Genomic DNA, 13632 nt, shown 5'->3' on the forward strand with positions numbered 1-13632 from the left:
ATGAGGTTATGTAGCCCACTGTACCAAATGAAGGAATTAATCCAAATGATATATTCTTACTTCTTGAAAAAAATATCCTGGCGAGGTAGTTACAAGAGACCGTTTCTACGAAGGTTATAGAGAAATACTGGAATCTTTGAACAAAAAGTAATAAGGAAAAAATTTTCTGTTATAGATATAATATTAGTGAAGTTGTAGAATTCATAGCAGAATGGCGGTGTTTTGTGTTAGATGCTCAAGTATTAGATGTAAGACCCTATACAGGTTAGTTATCATGCACGTTTTGATGTAAGTCTCATTGATGAAGCAATATCATGTTGAAAAAATTCACCTATAGCTTATGGGTTATCTGTTTTAAACTAAATCAATTTTCATAAAACTAGTTTGACTAAGATAATAAAAAAATTGATCATTCAATTATTTAACTAAAAAAGAAAGTAAGGCTTAATATGGAAAATAAAGATGAAAAGAAAGTGGAAAAAAAATTTAAAGGATATATTGAAAAAATCTTCGGAAAAGATTGTTTGAAAGAGATTGAACCATTATATAAAAAAGTAATAGAAAATAGAGATAATAATATAAAATGTGGTACATACGGTGATGATCCAGCAACAATTGAACTAATATTATATCTCAGACATAAAATGAGAGAAAACAAATTAATATCTTCCGAACCAATATCAAACTATTTAAAAGCGATACCAAAAACGAAGGAAGATTGTAAAGAACTCCTTGAAAATTTCCTTGAAAATGACGGTAAAACTAGAAGTTGGTTAACAGAGGAATATAAGAAACGTTTTCCTTGCTCTTATGAGTCAGAGCCAGAATCTCACAAAAAACCTTATACGGACGATGGATGGAATTATTTTGAATATCTGAACCAGAACAATCAGAATTATGATTATGATATTGAATGGTTTTACGTTGAAAAAAATGAAATAGGTCATATATACTACAATGAGTTAGATCATTATTTAACTTATTTGCTAGGTGCTATTCGAAGAGGTAAAGCAGATAGGATAAGACAAGGAGAAAATATTAAAAAAGATCTTGAGAAGATTGATTAAAGCTTATCTGTAAGCCTATATGTCTTTATTTATAAAAAAGTAAACACATAAGTTAAATTTATAATCTTATGAAAAATCTGGTTTAAAATCTTGCTTATTTCTTCCTTACAAAGGTAGTAAAATTTCACTCTTTTAAGATGTAATCCAAAATTGTTTTTGAGGAAGGAGGGAAAATATTGATAGAGAGCCGACCTGAGTTTGATAAAATCGTATCCTTTGATGAATTTAATAAGTACTATTGGTATCGTGATGAGCTTTCTCAGATATGCAAGTCATTAGGACTTGAATATAGAGGTACCAAACAAGAACTCAATCATATTATTGAGCAGTACTTTAAGGGTAATTTGATTAAAAAATCATCAATAAAAAGGAAAAAGAAACGAGTAGAAGTCGTTACCTTAAATACGCCCTTACTTGAATGTGGATTTTCCTTTAACACTCACTTTAGAGAATATTTCTCAACTTTAACAGATGTTTCGCCATTTAAATTTACTGCTGATATGGCTACAGCTTGGAGAAAAGTAAAAAGAGAAAATGATTTGAGTTTTACAATCCAAGATATGCTAAAAGTCTATTATGGAAATTCAGATTATGCTAAGTATGATCATTCGGTTTGTCAATGGAACCAATTTTTAAAGGATTTCTGTGCAGACGAAAATAGTCGTAACTACTCCAATAAATTAAAAGTAGCTTCAACTCTTTGGAAAGAAGTTAGAAATTCAAGTAATGAAAAAAGTTATTCAAAGAATCTTTTGACTGAATATGCTGATAAAATAAAAGAGTATGATAAGTAGAAACTCCATCTCACTTGGTGGCGACAGTGATACTCTCGCAGCAATCACTGGTAGCATAGCAGAGGCAGCTTATGGTATTCCTGATTGGATAAAGGATAAGACCATTTCTTACTTGGATGAATCCTTAAAGGATGTAGTCATTAGATGGGAAAATAGAATAAAAGCGTATTAATCTCCAGTACGTCATATTTCTGTTTTCTGTATTTTCATTGTATAATGAGGGTATAGTTAGATGCGTATGATAAAATATAAACATTTCTTATGAATATTAAGGAGAAAATTAATGAAAAAGGCAATGGTAATTATCAACCCTACTTCTGGTGGCGAGAAGGCTTTGGATTACAAAGAAAAGCTGGAGAATAAAGTAAAAGAATATTTTGAGCACGTAGAAACCAAAATTACCGAAAAAGCTCTGGATGCAACACATTTTGCTGAAGAGGCTTCACGTGAGCAGTACGATGCAGTGGTTGTTTTTGGTGGAGATGGGACTGTCAACGAAGTCATTTCCGGTATTGCTGAGAGAGACTACATTCCTAAGTTGGGTATTATCCCTGGGGGTACGGGTAACCTCATTACGAAACTGTTGGCAATCAATCAAGACATTGATGGCGCGATTGATGAACTGGATTTCAACTTAACCAATAAGATTGATATCGGAAAAGCGAATGACAATTATTTTGGTTATATCTTTAGTATCGGTTCTCTACCTGAGGCGATTCACAACGTTGAAATTGAAGATAAGACAAAATTTGGTATTCTTGCCTATGCTGTAAATACCATGAAGTCTGTTATGACGGATCAAGTCTTCAACATTAAGGTGGAGACGGAAAATGGAAATTATGTTGGTGAAGCTAGCCATGTTTTGGTTCTCTTGACAAATTACTTTGCTGACAAAAAAATCTTTGAAGAAAACAAAGATGGCTATGCCAACATTTTGATTCTGAAAGATGCTTCTATATTCTCCAAATTATCCGTCATTCCTGATTTATTAAAAGGGGATGTTGTCGCAAATGATAATATCGAGTATATCAAAGCGCGTAATATTAAGATCTCTTCAGATAGTGAATTGGAGTCGGATGTTGACGGCGATAAATCGGATAACCTACCTGTAGAAATCAAAGTCCTAGCTCAACGAGTAGAAGTGTTTTCAAAACCGAAAGAGGAATAGTATATAGATAAAGCCTTTTTTAAGGCTTTTTGTATACTTAAAAAGATAGTTCCTTTAAGAACGGACATTCCTTGCAAATAGTTTACAAAAATAGTATACTGGATTTATTGATTTTGAAAACGTTTGCGTAAAATTTGAATGAATACTTTAGGAGACAAATTAATGGAATTAAGTGCTATTTACCATAGGCCTGAGTCAGAGTATGCCTATCTTTACAAGGATAAGAAACTTCATATTCGGATTCGAACTAAGAAAGGGGATATTGAAAGCATTATCTTGCATTATGGGGACCCTTTTATCTTTATGGAGGAGTTTTATCAAGGTACAAAAGAAATGTCCAAGATAACTTCTGATGCCATCTTTGATTATTGGCAGGTTGAAGTGTCCGTTGACTTTGCACGTATCCAGTATCTCTTTGAACTCAAGAATACAGAAGGTCAAAGTATTTTGTATGGCGATAAAGGGTGCGTGGACAATTCTCTAGAAAATCTTCATGCTATTGGAAATGGATTTAAGTTGTCCTATCTTCATGAAATTGATGCATGCCAGATTCCTGACTGGGTTTCAGATACGGTATGGTATCAGATATTTCCTGAGAGATTTGCCAATGGAAATGCTCGATTAAACCCAGAAGGGACTTTAGACTGGGATTCATCTATCACACCTCAGAGTGATGATTTCTTTGGTGGTGATTTACAGGGGATTATTGACCATCTGGATTACTTGCAAGACTTGGGAATTACTGGACTTTATCTTTGTCCTATCTTTGAATCTACGAGCAATCACAAGTACAATACGACGGATTACTTTGAAATTGACCGTCATTTTGGGGACAAGGAGACCTTTCGGGAACTGGTCGAGCAAGCTCATCAGCGTGGCATGAAAATCATGCTGGATGCTGTATTTAACCATATTGGTTCGCAATCTCCTCAATGGCAAGATGTTGTCAAAAATGGTGAGGAGTCTGCTTACAAAGATTGGTTCCATATTCAACAATTCCCAGTGACGACTGAAAAGCTAGCCAATAGGAGGGAGCTACCTTATCACGCTTTTGGTTTCGAGGACTATATGCCTAAGTTAAATACAGCCAATCCAGAGGTCAAGGAGTATCTTTTAAAGGTTGCGACTTATTGGATTGAAGAGTTTGATATCGATGCTTGGCGTTTAGATGTGGCTAATGAGATTGACCATCAGTTTTGGAGGGATTTTCGCAAGGCAGTTCTAGCTAAAAGGCCTGATCTTTATATCCTTGGAGAAGTCTGGCATACGGCTCAGCCTTGGCTAAATGGCGATGAGTTCCATGCCGTCATGAATTATCCTTTATCTGATAGCATCAAGGACTATTTCTTACGAGGACTTAAGAAGACTGACCAATTCATCGATGAAATCAATGGCCAATCTATGTATTACAAGCAGCAGATTTCAGAGGTTATGTTTAATCTCTTAGATTCTCATGATACAGAGCGAATCTTGTGGACGGCCAATAAGGATGTTCAACTGGTCAAATCAGCCCTAGCCTTTCTCTTTTTACAAAAGGGAACACCCTGCATCTATTACGGAACCGAGCTAGCTTTAACCGGAGGACCAGACCCAGATTGTCGACGTTGTATGCCTTGGGAACGTGTATCAAGTGACAATGATATGCTGAATTTCATGAAGCAGCTGATTAATATTAGAAAACAAGCATCATCAACCATTCAGCATGGCAAGTATAGCCTCCAAGAAATCAAACAAGATGTAGTTGCCTTGGAGTGGAAATACGAAGGACAGGTCCTTAAAGCAATCTTTAACCAATCAACAGAAGATTGTATTTTAGAGAAAGAAGCAGTAGCACTAGCAAGCAATTGTAAAGAATTGGAAAATCAGCTTGTGATCTCTCCTAATGGATTTGTGATTTTTCATTAAAGAGCAATTAAGAGTGACAGGAAAGTTGTAGTATAGAGAACATTTTACAAACAGACTATTTGTCGTCTTGCTACAATTGGTATATAATTTAACTTAAAGAAAATAGGAGGATTAATCGAATGGAATTAAAAGATTTTACAGAAAAAGAACAGGAAATGATTAAGAAGGGGCTTACGACGTCTAAGATTAGTGACAAGGAAACTGCTGAGAAGATTCTTGCACTAGTACCACAAGACTTGATTAAGCGAATCCCATTTTTCGTCAGAAAACATGCTACGACACGTACTATTAAACGTATTTCAATTGAACACCCTGAACTATACGCTGTAGCCCAAACAAGTGGTGAGATCCCAGAAAAAGAACGCGAAGAATTACGTCAGATTATCACGACTATCTTTGAACAAAAGATGAACAAGCATAGTATTAAGTAGAGAATGAAAATATATTTTATTGGCGGTTTGGGAAGCAATGTCTATCATAGCAAGGATTTTCTTCAAGAACTAGATTCGCAGGTTTACTTTCTAAATCCATATAAAAAGCATCTTCGAGATGAAACAGAATTGAAATCATGGTTTAAAAATGAGATTGTAGAGGAGGAATCTATCTGTCTGATAGGTCATTCTCTTGGAGGAGATTTGGCGCGTTATCTTGCATCGGAATTTTATGAAGTGACAAAACTGATTCTTTTGGATGGTGGCTATCTAGATTTAGGTAAGATTTTAACTTTAGATGCGGAATTAGAGGAAACTAAAAACTATATTGAATCTCAAGTTGTTTCGGACTTAGATGTTCTTATTTCCAAAGAGAAATCTGAAGCAAAGCATTGGTCAAAAAATATGGAGAAAGCTGTAAGACAGTCCTATCACTGGAATGCGAAGTATAATAGATATGAGTTGGCTATAAATTATGAAAATATAGAAGCGATACTCCGCCTACGGAGGAAAATACAAGCTTTTAAGAGAGAAGTGAGAAATACCTTGTTTATTAGTCCTCGCTATCCTAATGAAGCTATATGGAGAGAGGAAGCCCTAAAAGAATTGCCAGACTATTTTGATACTATTCTTCTAGAGAACTTTGGCCATGAGCTTTATACTGAAGCACCTAAAGAAATCGCTAGTCTAATTAATGAGTGGTTCTCTTATACTCACTAGGATATTGAACAAATTGATTAGGAATATCAAATTAATTTGGGCTCTTTGTCAACTGTAGTAGGTTGAAGTCAGCTAAGATCTAGAAAGGACATATTTCGTCCTTTCTTTTTCTATTCAGGGAGCTTAAAGGGCTATCATCGGACAAAATAGAGAAGGCATGATATAATATAAAGTAGATTTCTATGTAATTAAATAAGAACTGTTTGAACACCATTCATGTGAAAACTCTCTATGTTCAAACGATAGTAAAATAAAATAGGGGCTCTAAACCCTTGCTACGAAAGGAAAAAAACTCAATGGCTACTATTCAATGGTTTCCTGGTCACATGTCTAAAGCGCGTCGACAGGTCCAGGAAAATTTAAAATTTGTTGATTTTGTGACGATTTTGGTGGATGCACGCTTACCTCTATCTAGTCAAAATCCTATGTTGACCAAAATTGTTGGTGACAAACCAAAACTCTTGATTTTAAATAAGGCAGACTTGGCTGATCCAGCAATAACCAAGGAATGGCGTCAGTATTTTGAATCACAAGGAATTCAGACTCTGGCTATCAACTCCAAAGAACAAGTAACTGTAAAAGTTGTAACAGATGCGGCCAAAAAGCTCATGGCTGATAAGATTGCTCGCCAGAGAGAACGTGGGATAAAAATTGAAACCTTGCGTACCATGATTATCGGGATTCCAAATGCTGGCAAATCTACTCTCATGAACCGTTTGGCTGGTAAGAAAATTGCTGTTGTCGGCAATAAACCAGGTGTTACCAAGGGACAACAATGGCTCAAAACCAATAAAGACCTGGAAATCTTGGATACACCGGGGATTCTTTGGCCTAAGTTTGAGGATGAAACTGTAGCATTGAAACTGGCCTTGACAGGGGCTATCAAAGACCAGTTGCTTCCTATGGATGAGGTAACTATTTTTGGTCTCAATTATTTCAAAGAACATTATCCAGAAAAGTTGGCTGAACGCTTCAAACAAATGAAAATTGAGGAAGAAGCGCCAGTTATTATTATGGATATGACCCGCGCCCTCGGTTTCCGTGACGACTATGACCGCTTTTACAGTCTCTTTGTGAAGGAAGTCCGCGACGGCAAACTCGGTAACTATACCTTAGATACATTGGAAGACCTCGATGGCGACGATTAAAGAAATCAAAGAACTCCTTAAAACGGTCAAGGACCTTGATAGCCCTATTTTTCTAGATCTTGAAAAGGATAATCGCTCAGGAGTTCAAAAAGAAATCAGCAAGCGTAAAAAAGCCATTCAGGCAGAATTGGATGAGGAACTTCGTTTGGAATCCATGCTTTCCTATGAAAAAGAACTTTACAAGCAAGGATTGACCTTAATTGCTGGTGTTGATGAGGTCGGTCGTGGTCCTTTGGCTGGACCTGTAGTCGCTGCAGCTGTTATCTTGCCTAAAAATTGTAAGATTAAAGGTCTCAACGACAGCAAGAAAATTCCTAAAAAGAAACATTTAGAAATTTATCAAGCCGTTCAAGACCATGCCTTGTCAATCGGCATTGGTATCATGGATAATCAGGTCATCGACCAAGTCAATATCTATGAAGCAACCAAACTGGCCATGCAGGAAGCAATCTTCCAGCTCAGTCCTCAACCAGAGCACCTTTTGATAGATGCCATGAAACTGGACTTGCCCATTTCACAAACATCTATCATCAAAGGAGATGCCAATTCCCTCTCGATTGCAGCGGCTTCTATAGTAGCCAAGGTGACACGTGATGAATTGATGAAGGAATACGACCAGCAGTTCCCTGGCTATGATTTCGCTGCTAATGCAGGATATGGAACAGCTAAACACCTGGAAGGACTCGAAAAACTAGGAGTTACCCCAATTCATCGAACCAGCTTTGAACCCATTAAATCGCTGGTTTCAGGAGAAAAAGAAAGTTAAGTTAGAAGGAATGATTATGGAGGAACAGTCAGAAACACTCAGCTCCAAGAAAGAATTTGCCTTTGCCTCAAGCACTATATTAACCCAAGTTGGACGAGGAATCATTGTTGGACTTGTCGTCGGACTCATCGTTGGATCTTTTCGGTTTTCAATCGAAAAAGGCTTCCACCTGATACAAGGACTTTATCAAGATCAAGCGCACCTAGTGCGCAATCTTTTTATCATTGGTCTATTTTATTTAATAGTTTGTTGGCTCAGTGCGAAATTAACTCGATCAGAAAAAGACATCAAAGGTTCAGGAATTCCTCAAGTCGAAGCTGAACTGAAAGGGCTCATGACCCTCAACTGGTGGGGCGTACTTTGGAAAAAATATATTCTAGGAATTTTGGCTATTGCTAGTGGCCTTATGCTAGGGCGTGAAGGACCAAGCATTCAACTCGGAGCGGTTGGTGGTAAAGGAATTGCCAAATGGCTCAAATCCAGTCCAGTAGAGGAACGTTCCTTGATTGCTAGTGGAGCTGCCGCTGGTCTAGCTGCAGCCTTTAATGCTCCCATTGCAGGACTTCTCTTTGTTGTAGAAGAAGTCTATCACCATTTTTCACGCTTTTTCTGGGTCTCAACTCTCGCAGCCAGTCTCGTAGCAAACTTTGTTTCTCTGCTTATATTTGGTCTAACACCCGTACTGGATATGCCAGACAACATCCCACTCATGACCCTAGACCAGTATTGGATTTACCTTCTTATGGGAGTTTTTCTTGGACTATCTGGTTTTCTCTATGAGAAAGCTGTGCTCAATGTTGGCAGAGTTTATGATTGGCTTGGTAAAAAAATCCGTTTGGATAGAGCTTATTATCCAATTCTAGCTTTTATTCTCATCCTACCAGTCGGAATCTTCTTACCCCAAATCCTTGGTGGTGGAAATCAGCTTGTCCTTTCCCTAACTGAGCAAGGTTTTAGTTTCCAAGTTCTATTAGTTTACTTTTTGATTCGCTTTGTTTGGAGCATGATTAGCTATGGAAGTGGCCTTCCAGGAGGAATTTTCCTACCAATTTTGGCGCTTGGTTCCTTGCTTGGTGCCCTAGTTGGTGTTATTTGTGTCAATCTTGGACTTGTCAGTCAGGAGCAATTCCCTATATTTGTCATTCTAGGAATGAGTGGCTATTTTGGAGCAATATCCAAGGCACCCTTAACTGCTATGATACTCGTAACTGAGATGGTAGGAGACATTCGCAACCTCATGCCACTTGGATTAGTAACCTTGGTCGCCTACATCATCATGGATTTACTCAAGGGTGCACCAGTCTATGAGGCCATGCTTGAAAAAATGCTGCCAGAAGAGGCGACTGATGAAGGAGAAGTCACTCTCATTGAAATCCCTGTTTCAGATAAAATAGCAGGAAAACAAGTTCACGAACTCAATTTACCACACAACATCCTCATCACCACCCAAGTTCATAATGGCAAGAGCCAAACCGTTAACGGTTCAACCAGAATGTATCTCGGAGATATGATTCACCTAGTTATTCCAAAAAGTGAAATTGGGAAAGTCAAGGATTTGTTGCTGTAGTGCTTCTACATAATTTTTATTATGTAAAAAACGACTTGATTTATTTAGAAAACCGATTCTCAGCAATGAGATCGGTTATTTTTTAATAACCCTCTTTTTTAATATACTATTCCTCCCAAATCATTGAAATTATAGCTTGAATTTGATATGATGGTCTTATGGATAAAAGTAGAGCAAAGCGTGAGAATCACGATAAGATAAGAATGAGTCTAATAGCCCTAGTAGCTATCTTCTCAGTAAGTATTTGTGTCCTTGGTTCAATGATTGGATACAAAATATACACAAAACAAAGTTTTGAACAAAAGATTGAATCGCTCAAAAAAGAGAAAGATGATCAATTGAGTGAGGGAAATCAGAAGGATCATTTTCGTAAGGGACAAGCAGAAGTAATTGCCTATTATCCTCTCCAAGGGGAGCAAGTGATTTCATCTGTAAAAGAAATCATGACACAGGATATTAAGGAAAATCTGGAAGACAAAGAAAATCTGGTTTTTTATTATACGGAGAAACAGGATGCGACTTTAAAAGGGATTGTCAACCGAAGTGTGATGAAACAAGTCTATGATTTGACTTCGTCAAAAGTTGAAGAGACTGAAAAAACTAGTCTAGCAAAAGTACATTTGACAGAAGATGGTAAACCTTTTACCCTTGATCAACTATTTTCAGATGCTAGTAAGGCCAAAGAGCAACTGATAAAAGAACTGACTTCTTTCTTACAGGATAAGAAATTGGAGCAAGAAAAGGTCGATCAACTTGTTAAAGTCTTTTCTGACCAAGACTTGTCTGCATGGAATTTTGATTATAAGGATAGCCAAATTCTTATTTATCCGAGTCAGCCTGTTGAAAATCTGGATGAGATTGCCTTGCCAGCATCTAGTTTCTTTGAGGTAATTCAGTCCTCTTATCTTTTAGATAAGGATGCCGAACTCTATAAGATTTATTTTGAGAAGAAAAATCGTAAAGTAGTGGCCTTGACTTTTGATGATGGACCAAATCCTGCAACGACAACTCAAGCATTAGATACACTTTCTAAGTATGGTATTAAGGCGACTTTCTTCGTTTTAGGTAAGAATGTTTCTGGCAATGAAGAGATTTTGAAACGCATGAAAGCAGATGGTCATGTCATTGGAAACCATAGTTGGAGCCATCCCGTTCTTTCAAAACTTTCGCTTGATGAAGCCAAAAAACAAATCACTGATACTGAGGATGCGTTAACTAAAGTGCTGGGTTCTAGTTCTAAACTCATGCGTCCGCCTTATGGAGCCATTACAGACGACATTCGAAATAGCTTAGATTTGAGCTTTATTATGTGGGATGTAGATAGTCTGGACTGGAAGAGTAAAAATGAAGCATCTATTTTGACAGAAATTCAGCGTGAAGTCAAGAATGGTTCTATTATTCTCATGCATGATATCCATGCTGAGAGTGTAAATGCTCTACCGAAGGTCATCGACTACTTGAAAGGGCAAGGTTATGATTTTGTAACTATTCCAGATTTGTTAGACGCTCGTCTTAAACCTCACCAACTCTATTTCGATCGTGATCAATAATACCCAAAATCTAAAGAGATAAGTTTTCTTTGAGAACTTGTTTCTTTGGATTTGCTTTACATAGAGAGGAAAAATAATGAAATCTTATACTTTAAATAATGGCGTTCTAATTCCTGTTCTAGGATTTGGAACCTGGAAAGCTGAAAATGGAGAGATTGCCTATCAAGCTGTCCTAGAGGCTTTAAAGGCAGGCTATCGCCATATCGATACGGCAGCTATTTATAAAAATGAAGAAAGCGTTGGTCGTGCCATTCAAGATAGTGGCGTTCCGCGTGATGAAATTTTTGTAACCAGCAAACTCTGGAATACAAATCACAACTATGAGCAAGCTCGTCAGGCTTTTGAAGAGTCTTTAGAGAAACTGGGCTTGGAATATTTGGATTTGTATTTGATTCATTGGCCAAATCCAAAACCGCTCAGAGAAAATGACCAATGGAAAATCCGAAATGCGGAAGTTTGGAGAGCGATGGAAGACCTCTATCAAGAAGGCAAAATCCGTGCTATCGGGGTTAGTAATTTTCTTCCCCATCATTTGGATGCCTTGCTTGAAACAGCAAAAATTCTTCCAGCGGTCAATCAAGTTCGTTTGGCACCAGGTGTGTATCAAGAGGAAGTAGTAGATTACTGTCGAGAAAAAGGAATTTTATTGGAAGCTTGGGGACCTTTTGGTCAGGGAGAATTATTTGATCAGGAAGAGGTAAAAGAAATTGCGGCTAGACATGAAAAATCTGTAGCTCAGATTGCACTAGCTTGGAGCTTGGCAGAAGGATTTTTACCGCTACCTAAGTCCGTGACTACTTCTCGAATTAAGAGTAATTTAGATTGCTTTGGAATTGAACTGAGTCAGGAGGAGCGTGAAATCTTAAAAAGAATCACGGTCAAATCTGGAGCTCCTAAAGTTGACGAAATGGATTTCTAGAAAATCATAAAAAGAATTGTACATCTTTTTGTTTTTTGCTATAATAGACAACAGGAAAGAAAGTCTTATGGCGTTCTTCAAGCGAGCTTGGGATAGTGGGAGCCAAGTAGGGCAAAATAAGGAGCTGGCGCTTTCTGTACTATTTTCAAAAACAATGAAGTAATAAATTAGGGTGGAACCGCGTTTCTGACGCCCCTAGTCGCAAGGCTTGGGTGTTGAAATTCGGTTCTTTTTAAATAATACATGAGGTGATATTCAATGGGAAAAATTATTTCTTTTATTAATATGAAAGGTGGAGTTGGGAAAACTACATTAAGTATTGGAATTGCAGATTTATTGGCCTCTAAAGGTAAGAAAGTATTATTTGTGGATGCGGATCCTCAGTTTAATGCAACTCAGGCTTTTCTTGATGCATATAAATCTAATAGTGAATTAGATTATTATAAAAATGAGGTTTTAGATAAAGATAAGACAATTTACAGATTATTTATGCCACAAATTGATATGAGAAAAGCTTACACTTCACCTGCTATTTCAGAGTTAAAGGTTGAACTTACAGATAACCTTGATCTTATTTGTGGAGATTTGAATTTGGTTCTTGTTAACAAATCTAGTGATCATTCATTTGTAAATAGAATCAAAAATTTTGTTGAAGATAATTCTCTTAAAGATAATTATGATTATGTAATTATAGATTGTCCACCCACTTTGACAATTTATACTGATAGCGCATTAATGGCATCCGATTATTATCTTATTCCAAATAGAATTGATAGATATTCGATTGTAGGGATTTCATCTCTTCAACAAGCGGTACGAAATTTAATTCAAGAAGAACGTAAAGAAATTATCTGTCTTGGTTTAGTATATACTATGGTTGATAGTGGTCTAGCTAAACAAAGTTCACTAAGAGAAGATTTTGAGACTAAACGTGAAGTAGGTGAGATTAATATTTTTGATTCATGTCTGAATGTTGCGAACAATATTCAGAATGGAAAATCAGGAACTTTACCAACAAGATATAAATCTTCAAAAGAAGATATTGAATCAATTTGTGTGGAATTTGAACAAAAAATAAGTCAATTGGAGAGCGAGAGCAAAGATGAATAGACAATTAATTTTATACCGTAATGAGTTAAAGAATAGTAAAATCCAAACTTATAAATTGATTGGAATTGTTTCTGAATTAGTTCTATCTAAAGAAATTTTTAAAAATAATATTGATATAGAAGATTTTATTGTTAATGTTTTTAATTTGAGATTTAAAGACTATTTGTATAAATCTAGAACACTCTTAGTTGCAAGGCTAACCAGAGAAATATTAAATAATGATAGTCACGCTAAACAAACTAAAGTATTATATAAATTTATTGTTTCAAAAATTGATGAAGATAATATTAATACTAATAATCAATTAGATGGATGGATATAATGACTTTAAATATTATTTCAAGGAAAGAAATTGACTTACTAAAGAATAAAGTTAATACTTTCGTTAATTCGTTAGATGGTATAGAAAATGAAGATATTACTTTTATTATAAAAAAAATCATTTTCTTTAAGATTCTTACAGATCCTGCCTATAAAAACTTAAATA

At 36.2% G+C, this 13632-nt stretch carries 14 protein-coding genes and 1 pseudogene; all 15 read left to right on the forward strand.

Going from position 1 to position 13632, the window contains the following annotated elements:
* Positions 1-164: 164 nt before the first annotated feature.
* Positions 165-318: pseudogene (locus tag CYK16_RS04350) on the forward strand (ATP-grasp domain-containing protein); the annotation flags it as partial.
* A gap of 131 nt (positions 319-449) precedes the next feature.
* Positions 450-1067: a hypothetical protein gene (locus CYK16_RS04355; protein WP_060805531.1), complete on the forward strand. Its 618-nt coding sequence runs from the start codon at positions 450-452 to the stop codon at positions 1065-1067.
* Positions 1068-1243: 176 nt separating this feature from the next.
* Positions 1244-1861, forward strand: coding sequence for an SAP domain-containing protein (locus tag CYK16_RS04360; RefSeq protein ID WP_060805530.1), 618 nt, complete (start codon positions 1244-1246; stop codon positions 1859-1861).
* Positions 1851-2033 carry a hydrolase gene (locus CYK16_RS04365; protein ID WP_060805529.1) on the forward strand — a complete coding sequence of 61 codons (183 nt, stop codon included), beginning with the start codon at positions 1851-1853 and terminating at the stop codon, positions 2031-2033. Before CYK16_RS04360 ends, CYK16_RS04365 begins: the two co-directional genes overlap by 11 nt.
* 111 nt (positions 2034-2144) lie before the next feature.
* On the forward strand, positions 2145-3029 hold the full coding sequence (locus tag CYK16_RS04370) for a diacylglycerol/lipid kinase family protein (protein ID WP_060805528.1): 885 nt from the start codon (positions 2145-2147) through the stop codon (positions 3027-3029).
* A gap of 162 nt (positions 3030-3191) precedes the next feature.
* Positions 3192-4934 (forward strand): glycoside hydrolase family 13 protein, encoded by a 1743-nt coding sequence (locus tag CYK16_RS04375; RefSeq protein WP_060805527.1) that lies wholly within the window; start codon positions 3192-3194, stop codon positions 4932-4934.
* A 119-nt stretch (positions 4935-5053) separates the two neighbouring features.
* Complete coding sequence (locus CYK16_RS04380; protein ID WP_000420558.1) at positions 5054-5365, forward strand: hypothetical protein; 312 nt, start codon at positions 5054-5056, stop codon at positions 5363-5365.
* A 3-nt stretch (positions 5366-5368) separates the two neighbouring features.
* Entirely contained in the window at positions 5369-6085 is a 717-nt protein-coding gene (locus CYK16_RS04385; protein WP_060805526.1) for an alpha/beta hydrolase, read from the forward strand.
* Positions 6086-6381: 296 nt separating this feature from the next.
* Positions 6382-7233, forward strand: a complete 852-nt coding sequence (gene ylqF, locus CYK16_RS04390) for a ribosome biogenesis GTPase YlqF (protein WP_060805525.1) — start codon at positions 6382-6384, stop codon at positions 7231-7233.
* Positions 7220-7999, forward strand: coding sequence for a ribonuclease HII (locus tag CYK16_RS04395; RefSeq protein ID WP_101776698.1), 780 nt, complete (start codon positions 7220-7222; stop codon positions 7997-7999). The genes ylqF and CYK16_RS04395 overlap by 14 nt, the downstream gene beginning before the upstream one ends.
* A 16-nt stretch (positions 8000-8015) precedes the next feature.
* Positions 8016-9566: a ClC family H(+)/Cl(-) exchange transporter gene (locus tag CYK16_RS04400; protein ID WP_060805523.1), complete on the forward strand. Its 1551-nt coding sequence runs from the start codon at positions 8016-8018 to the stop codon at positions 9564-9566.
* Between the two features lie 158 nt (positions 9567-9724).
* Complete coding sequence (gene pgdA, locus CYK16_RS04405) at positions 9725-11116, forward strand: peptidoglycan-N-acetylglucosamine deacetylase PgdA (protein ID WP_060805522.1); 1392 nt, start codon at positions 9725-9727, stop codon at positions 11114-11116.
* A 76-nt stretch (positions 11117-11192) separates the two neighbouring features.
* Complete coding sequence (locus CYK16_RS04410) at positions 11193-12035, forward strand: aldo/keto reductase (RefSeq protein ID WP_060805521.1); 843 nt, start codon at positions 11193-11195, stop codon at positions 12033-12035.
* 258 nt (positions 12036-12293) lie between these two features.
* The gene (locus tag CYK16_RS04415; RefSeq protein WP_060805520.1) at positions 12294-13145 is read left to right on the forward strand and encodes a ParA family protein; all 852 of its coding nucleotides are present in this window, start codon (positions 12294-12296) and stop codon (positions 13143-13145) included.
* On the forward strand, positions 13138-13467 hold the full coding sequence (locus CYK16_RS04420; RefSeq protein ID WP_060805519.1) for a hypothetical protein: 330 nt from the start codon (positions 13138-13140) through the stop codon (positions 13465-13467). Before CYK16_RS04415 ends, CYK16_RS04420 begins: the two co-directional genes overlap by 8 nt.
* The last annotated feature ends 165 nt before the right edge of the window (positions 13468-13632 follow it).

Origin of the sequence: Streptococcus oralis subsp. dentisani (genome assembly GCF_002860905.1) — a bacterium.
In the GTDB taxonomy this organism is placed as follows: domain Bacteria; phylum Bacillota; class Bacilli; order Lactobacillales; family Streptococcaceae; genus Streptococcus; species Streptococcus oralis_BA.

What these genes read in the sequence shown, in the direction of transcription:
- CYK16_RS04400 (WP_060805523.1), top strand. Translation starts at nt 8,016, where the DNA reads ATGGAGGAACAGTCAGAAACACTCAGCTCCAAGAAAGAATTTGCCTTT.
- CYK16_RS04355 (WP_060805531.1), top strand. Translation starts at nt 450, where the DNA reads ATGGAAAATAAAGATGAAAAGAAAGTGGAAAAAAAATTTAAAGGATAT.
- CYK16_RS04410 (WP_060805521.1), top strand. Translation starts at nt 11,193, where the DNA reads ATGAAATCTTATACTTTAAATAATGGCGTTCTAATTCCTGTTCTAGGA.
- CYK16_RS04380 (WP_000420558.1), top strand. Translation starts at nt 5,054, where the DNA reads ATGGAATTAAAAGATTTTACAGAAAAAGAACAGGAAATGATTAAGAAG.
- CYK16_RS04375 (WP_060805527.1), top strand. Translation starts at nt 3,192, where the DNA reads ATGGAATTAAGTGCTATTTACCATAGGCCTGAGTCAGAGTATGCCTAT.
- pgdA (WP_060805522.1), top strand. Translation starts at nt 9,725, where the DNA reads ATGGATAAAAGTAGAGCAAAGCGTGAGAATCACGATAAGATAAGAATG.
- CYK16_RS04365 (WP_060805529.1), top strand. Translation starts at nt 1,851, where the DNA reads ATGATAAGTAGAAACTCCATCTCACTTGGTGGCGACAGTGATACTCTC.
- CYK16_RS04385 (WP_060805526.1), top strand. Translation starts at nt 5,369, where the DNA reads ATGAAAATATATTTTATTGGCGGTTTGGGAAGCAATGTCTATCATAGC.
- CYK16_RS04395 (WP_101776698.1), top strand. Translation starts at nt 7,220, where the DNA reads ATGGCGACGATTAAAGAAATCAAAGAACTCCTTAAAACGGTCAAGGAC.
- CYK16_RS04420 (WP_060805519.1), top strand. Translation starts at nt 13,138, where the DNA reads ATGAATAGACAATTAATTTTATACCGTAATGAGTTAAAGAATAGTAAA.
- ylqF (WP_060805525.1), top strand. Translation starts at nt 6,382, where the DNA reads ATGGCTACTATTCAATGGTTTCCTGGTCACATGTCTAAAGCGCGTCGA.
- CYK16_RS04415 (WP_060805520.1), top strand. Translation starts at nt 12,294, where the DNA reads ATGGGAAAAATTATTTCTTTTATTAATATGAAAGGTGGAGTTGGGAAA.
- CYK16_RS04370 (WP_060805528.1), top strand. Translation starts at nt 2,145, where the DNA reads ATGAAAAAGGCAATGGTAATTATCAACCCTACTTCTGGTGGCGAGAAG.